The sequence below is a fragment of the Lacinutrix jangbogonensis genome (assembly GCF_000797445.1).
GTDB classification, from domain to species: domain Bacteria; phylum Bacteroidota; class Bacteroidia; order Flavobacteriales; family Flavobacteriaceae; genus Lacinutrix; species Lacinutrix jangbogonensis.
In genome coordinates, this window is sequence record NZ_JSWF01000035.1 from 232357 (window position 1) to 239740 (window position 7384).

General features: G+C 34.7%; 5 protein-coding genes. All 5 read left to right on the forward strand.

The genetic code is table 11. The features are described 5' to 3' along the window. The first annotated feature begins 788 nt into the window (after positions 1–788). On the forward strand, positions 789–977 hold the full coding sequence (locus RH82_RS18000) for a hypothetical protein (RefSeq protein ID WP_052158377.1): 189 nt from the start codon (positions 789–791) through the stop codon (positions 975–977). Positions 978–989: 12 nt separating this feature from the next. Next, entirely contained in the window at positions 990–1241 is a 252-nt protein-coding gene (locus tag RH82_RS18005) for a sugar-binding domain-containing protein (RefSeq protein WP_052158378.1), read from the forward strand. A gap of 42 nt (positions 1242–1283) precedes the next feature. Further along, a complete protein-coding gene (locus tag RH82_RS18275) occupies positions 1284–1514 on the forward strand; it encodes a hypothetical protein (protein WP_241148088.1) in 231 nt (76 codons plus the stop codon). Between the two features lie 481 nt (positions 1515–1995). Then, a complete protein-coding gene (locus RH82_RS15380; protein WP_081979281.1) occupies positions 1996–4734 on the forward strand; it encodes an ice-binding family protein in 2739 nt (912 codons plus the stop codon). Positions 4735–5499: 765 nt separating this feature from the next. Continuing rightward, on the forward strand, positions 5500–7384 hold a 1885-nt coding region (locus RH82_RS15385), incomplete at its 3' end, for an ice-binding family protein (protein ID WP_034062064.1).

Genomic DNA, 7384 nt, shown 5'->3' on the forward strand with positions numbered 1-7384 from the left:
ATTAGCTATTCTAAAAGTAACTGATAAAAAAAACTACCGTCAACATGTTATACAACAAATAGAAAACGACAAAACGCACATCTGGAATGTGCTGAGATAAAAACCAACTCTTGTTATAATAAAACCCTAATCAGACTTCAAAAACTAAAGTTTCGCCGCCTTAATCTCAAAAATTATAGGATACTACCTCTCTTATGAAACATAATTACGCGAATTGGTTTCTACTAATTAGCTTAACATTTAGGCGTTTCTATACCTAGATTAAAACATTTTAAGCAAAAATGACTTAAGCATTAAGTTAAAGCAGAGGTTTCAGCTAAAAACCTGGATAGGATATGTACTTGACTTTGTAGAAAAAATCAATACCTTTCGATTAACCCATGATAAGCTTCTTTGAAACGGAACTATATCTTAGTCATTGTGTAAAATTATATCTAATGAATAAAGCTACACGAAATTCTATCTAATACTTTCCTTTTTTTTATTGACAATAACATTACAAAGTCAGCAAAAAAAATCCTATTACAGAATACAAATACTACATTGAAAATGAAACTGTAATTGGTGAGCATAAATTAACTGCTCATGCTTCATTTACATCCTTCTCCACTATTGAAGAATGGAAAACGAATACCTCTAAATATCACAAATCATTAAACGGCATATGGAAATTTAATTGGGTAAGAAACCATAAAGATCGTCCGACCTCTTTTATGAACCCTGAGTTTAATACTTCAAAATAGGATGACATTAAAGCGCCTTCAAACTGAGAGGTTGAAGGATATGGAGTGCCAATTTATTCAAATCATCAATATGAATTTTCAGACTATAAAGCACCTGCAGCCGATGACATGGAGTTAATTAATAAAATCTATCCTAAAAATCATGGCGATGTACCAGACAATTACAATCCCGTTGGTTACTACGTAAAAGCGTTTACTCTAGATAAAGGTTGGAAAAACAAACAAAGCTTCTAGCATATTGGAGCTATGAAATCTAGTGGTTTTGTATGGGTAAACGGTCAATACATTGAGTATTCACAAGGAAGTAAATTGCCCGCTGAATTTAACATTACCAAAGCACTTAAAACAGGAAAGAACACTATTGCGCTTCAAATTTTTCGTTGGACTGACGGTGCATATTTAGAGTGTCAATATTTTTGGAGAATTAGCAGCATTGAGCGCAATGTTTTTATTTACGCACAACCAAAAACAAGAATTAAAGATTTCGAAGTGGTATAAACATTAGATAAAACTTACGAAAAAGGCATTTTAGAATTAGATATAGCCCTAGAAAATCATCAGTCTAAAAACAAAAACATAACTGTTTCTTACCAACTTTATGATGGAGCAACTATTTTATTGGAAGATAAAACAGCACTATTAATCGATAGTCATTCAAATAGTTCTGTGTCCTTTAAAAAGGAAATAGAAAACATAAAACAATGGAGCGCAGAGCATCCTAACTTACACACCCTATTAACTACTATAAAAAACAAGAAAGGTGTGATATAAGAAGTTATTTCAATAGACATTGGATTTAGAAGTATAAAAATTAAAAACGGATTGCTATTAGTAAATGGTCAAAAAATGACGTTAAAATAATTAAAAACGTAATAATCAGACGCATAATATGAATATGTAATGTATAAAGACTTAATCTTGAAAGACATTCAATTATAACCACATCGACATTATGATCGAATAAGATATATTTTATCTAGCAACTTTAGATAGTAAATTGATAGGTTTTAACTTAAAAATCACGTGTCGACGAAATACGCTTTTTAACGACTCACGCTTCTTTTATTAATTAAAAATGTAAGAAAAATAGACAAGTTGCAGATTATATCGATTAAAAACACGAATCTGAACGATTATAACCATTTTATTATCCTTATAGTTCCAAAACGGCCTATATTCGAACAACAACAGCTCTTTTTTGAAGTAACTATATATGAAAATTACTAACACCAATCTTAATACTTAAAACCCTATGATACACAAAACAAAATTCTTAAGGCACCAGCTTCTATTGATTTTTTATTTATTTGGTATTAATAGTGCTATTTCTCAAATTAACCTTGGATCCATTGAAAATTTCGCACTTTACACATCCAATGGAGCAGTTTCAAATACAGCGACTTCGCATATCACAGGTGATATTGGTGCAGATATAGGTGCAATAAGTGGTTTTGTACCTCCTACTATTGTAAATGGGAGTGTTCATAATGCGAATGGTATTACTGCACAAGCAGATTTGGACCTCGAAGCAATTGTTATTCAAATCAACAACACAATAACGACAGCTGCTCATGCCCCTGTTTTCGGCAGTGAAACACTAAAGCCCGGTGTTTATTCGCAAGCAGCTGCATCATCTTTATTAGGAACTCTTACCCTAGATGCGGAAGGAGATCCAAATGCGCAATTTATCTTTAAAATAGGAGGTGCATTTACAACAGCTGCTGGAGCGACCGTAATTTTGATTAATTGCGCGTCACCAGATAATATATTTTGGCTGTCTGGCGGTGCAATTACTATGGCTGCTTCTACCAGTATAAGCGGTAATCTAATTAGTAATCCGGGAGCAATCGGTATAGGTTCAGGTGGCTCTATAAATGGTAAGATGCTTTCTACAACTGGTGCGATTTCTGTTTATGCATCCACAATAAATAATGGTCTCTCTGGGATTGACTCAGTTACCCACCCAACATGTTCAATTTCAACGGGAAGTTTCCAAATTACAAACTTCGATGCGTCCACTACATATAACATCACACCAAGTGTGGTAAGCATTTCAGGAACAGGATTGGTAACCGCAAATCCAAATACTTATACTATGACATCCACAACAAATGCCGGTGGCTGTAGTTCTTATTCCTCTACTTCGGCTACTGTGGTAATTAACCCAAAACCCACTATAAATTACTGGACAGGCGCAACAAGTTCAGATTGGAATAATGCAGAAAACTGGACCTGCGCAGTTCCTAGTGATATAAATGATCTAATTAATATTATTCCTGTCGTAATAACAAGCTATCCAATAATTGCGTCTGAGCCAGACAATAGTGGACTTGCTAAAAATCTTGAAATTCAAAGTGGAGCTTCATTAACTATAAACAACAATAGTTTACGTCTTACCACTATTTTAACACTAAACGGTAAAATTTACTTAGAAGGAGAATCTCAATTATTGCAAGATACCGGAAGTGTTTTTGAGGGGTCAAGTATCGGCTCTATAGAAATTGACCAGCAAGGAACTGGTAATAGTTTTAGATACAATTATTGGAGTTCACCCGTGAATTCAGGTGGAACCAATTTTACCATTGGAGATGTTATAAGAGACGGCACAGACCCAAATAATAGTATAGAAATTGATTTTGACCCTAATGCTACGTATGCTGATGGAGCACCAAGTTCTCCCATTAAACTAAGCACCAATTGGATGTACAAACTAGAAGATTCTGGTTTAGGTTATAGTGCGTGGGAGAGTATAGGCAATACTGCAGATGTAAAAATAGGACAAGGCTGTTCCATGAAGGGCTCCAACACCGGCGAAGATGAACAAAACTACACCTTTGTGGGCCTACCAAATAATGGAATTATTGAACTTACGGTAGGCTCTGATAATGATCACTTGGTTGGTAATCCGTATCCCTCAGCTATAGATGCTGATAAATTTATTGATGACAATGGCTTATTTTCAGGTACAGCTTCCATAACTGGAACTCTATATTTTTGGGAACATTATGCAGGCGACAACCATATTTTTGCAGATTATCCAGCAGGTTATGCAACCTATACTAAAAGCGGAGGTGTTGCAGCTGCTTCTGAGTGGAGTGCTGCAGATTTAAACAATGCAGAGTCAACAACCAAGGGAGCACCAAAAAAATATATTCCTGTTGGTCAAGGCTTTTTTGTAGTAGGCGATGCAGATGGCGGACAAATTCAATTTAACAATAGTCAGCGCAGTTTTGTAAAGGAAGCGCCTGAGAATTCTGTATTCATGAGAGCCCATAATTCAGAATCAACAACTGTGAATAATTCGGAAAATGATTTTAGAACAAAATTTAGAATTGGTTTTGACGCCCCTAACATTAGTCATCGTCAAGTTTTGCTTACTCTTGATCAAACTACATCTGATGCTGTTGATTGGGGATATGATGCCGAAATGTACGAGGTTTTTGATGACGATATGTATTGGGTTATAAACGATAAAAAATATGTGATTCAAGCTACTAATGAGTTTGGTTTCGATAAAGAAATTCCCATAGGAATTCGAACAATGGGAGGTGGACTTATACGAATTAAAGTAGATGAGCTAGAACATGCAGAAAACTACAACTCACTTTATATTAAAGACAGTCTAACAGGTGAAATACATGATATTACAAACCAATATTTTGAAATTAATCTAGATGCAGGTGAGTATCAAAATAGATTTTTTCTTGTACTCCAGCCAGCTACATTAACTATAGAGGAGACCACTTTATTTGACGGAGTTCACATTTATATGAATAATTCAATTTCCGAATTACAATTGAAGAGTATTGAAACTACAGATATAAGGAGTGTTAGTTTGTATAACAGTTTTGGACAACAGGTAAATACATGGGGTATACAAAAAAGCAAGACATCTATCTCGTTACCAATACATGTGGCTGCGGGAATTTATATTGTAATCGTCAAGACTACAACTGGAAACGTAAACAAAAAAATAATTATTACTAACTGATGTTTTTTGCAATTATAACTATATAATCTATGTTTTAACGGACAGTCTTAAAATAACCACACTAATAATTATAGGGTTTATTAAGTCATTCCTATTTTGATACATAGAAGCTCGTGAACCTAGAATTTAGTATGACTAACGCCTAAACTCATTCTTCGGTTTCATTAACGAAACGTTTCGTATATTTTTTTCAAGCAACTGATGTTTGCCTTTACGCTCTATCCTACTTTTATCTAAAACGAAGATTCGCAAAGACCTATAAAACAATAGAAATGAGCTGAGCAAAAATCAAATTACATACCACCGATCATTATAACACAGGTGGTGCGTTGGTGAAATTATAATGCTTAATACTAATCATTCTATTTATAAAAAAATTGATAGCTATAATTCTATACTATGTAAAACATTTACTACTACTGAAGCTTCCCGACTCGATTGGTTAATAAAATCAAACAGAACACCCAAGTTTTATGCAAGGTTTATAGTCAAAACACTACAGATTGTATTCTGGTAAGGACTCCTAAATCGATTTTATTACAAAATAAGATATGTTTTAAATATAAACTTTAGTTGGAAGATTAGCAGGTTTTCACCTTAAATAAGAATTATATTAATAGTTACTAATTTTACATGCATGAAATTAATATTAGAATGATGTCAAGCTGTTTTTTATTCAAAATGCGTGATTTCTCTATGATATACGAAATAACACGATTAAACGTATAATACTCCGACGAAATGAATAATTTAACATCAAAAAATATGAATAATCTTCCTATGAACACTATCACTAATTTAAATGGCAAAAAATCTGTTGTGTATTTGCACACAGACAATATTGAAGCAAGTTTTGATGAAAAGGATAGTATCAATACGAATCTTAATACTCCAAGGACTATCATCTACAAAACAAAATTCTTATGTCCTCTTTTTCTAATTATTACATTCTTCTTAGGAATTAATAATGCAGTTTCTCAAATTAATCTTGGATCAATTGAAGACTTTACTCTTTTTACAACCGCTGGAACGATAGGAAACACACTTACTGCAACCTCAATAATAACAGGTAATATAGGTGTCAATGTAGGTGCTATAACTGGTTTTGAAGCCCCTTCAGTTGTAATAGGGAACACTTATAATGCGAGTGCTATTACTATACAAGCAGCCTTAGATTTAACTACTATTGTAGATCAAATAAACAATACCGTAACAACAGCTGCTCATATTCCGGTATTCGGTAATGGCGAGACGCTAACTCCAGGTGTTTATTCTCAAGCTGCTGCCGCGTCCTTAAATAGCACTCTTACCTTGGATGGGCAAGGTGACACCAATGCACAATTCATCTTTAAAATAGGAGGTGCATTTTCTACCACTGCGCATGCGACAGTAGTCTTGATTAATTGCGCTTCACCAGAAAATATATTTTGGCTATCTGGAGGCGCTATTTCTATGGCTGTTTTTACGAACATAAGCGGAAATTTAATTAGTAATCCTGGCGCAGTTAGCATGGGATCAGGAGGTAAAATAACAGGGAGAATGCTGTCTACCACTGGTGCTATTTCTGTTTATGGAACGGAAGCTACAAATCCTAGAACTTCAATGATAAGTGCAATTACTCATCCAACATGCGAAGTTACAACAGGAAGTTTCCAGATTAGAGGCTACGATCCTAATATTGCCAATCAATACACCTTCTCACCAAGTGTAATAAGCACCTCAGTAACAGGATTGGTAACTGCAAACCCAAATACATATATTTTATCATACCCAAATTCAGGTGGTTGTGAAGCTTTAGTGGTCGTTAACACTGGACCCATAAACTACTGGACAGGCGCCACAAGTTCAGATTGGAATAATGCGGAAAACTGGACCTGCGCAGTTCCTAGTGATATAAATAATCTAATTAATATTATTCCTGTCGTAATAACAAGCTATCCAATAATTGCGTCTGAGCCAGACAATAGTGGACTTGCTAAAAATCTTGAAATTCAAAGTGGAGCTTCATTAACTATAAACAACAATAGTTTACGTCTTACCACTATTTTAACACTAAACGGTAAAATTTACTTAGAAGGAGAATCTCAATTATTGCAAGATACCGGAAGTGTTTTTGAGGGGTCAAGTATCGGCTCTATAGAAATTGACCAGCAAGGAACTGGTAATAGTTTTAGATACAATTATTGGAGTTCACCCGTGAATTCAGGTGGAACCAATTTTACCATTGGAGATGTTATAAGAGACGGCACAGACCCAAATAATAGTATAGAAATTGATTTTGACCCTAATGCTACGTATGCTGATGGAGCACCAAGTTCTCCCATTAAACTAAGCACCAATTGGATGTACAAACTAGAAGATTCTGGTTTAGGTTATAGTGCGTGGGAGAGTATAGGCAATACTGCAGATGTAAAAATAGGACAAGGCTGTTCCATGAAGGGCTCCAACACCGGCGAAGATGAACAAAACTACACCTTTGTGGGCCTACCAAATAATGGAATTATTGAACTTACGGTAGGCTCTGATAATGATCACTTGGTTGGTAATCCGTATCCCTCAGCTATAGATGCTGATAAATTTATTGATGACAATGGCTTATTTTCAGGTACAGCTTCCATAACTGGAACTCTATATTTTTGGGATCATTATG

Excerpts from the sequence above, each read along its gene's own strand:
- RH82_RS15380 (WP_081979281.1), top strand. The coding sequence starts at position 1,996 with ATGATACACAAAACAAAATTCTTAAGGCACCAGCTTCTATTGATTTTT.
- RH82_RS18005 (WP_052158378.1), top strand. The coding sequence starts at position 990 with ATGAAATCTAGTGGTTTTGTATGGGTAAACGGTCAATACATTGAGTAT.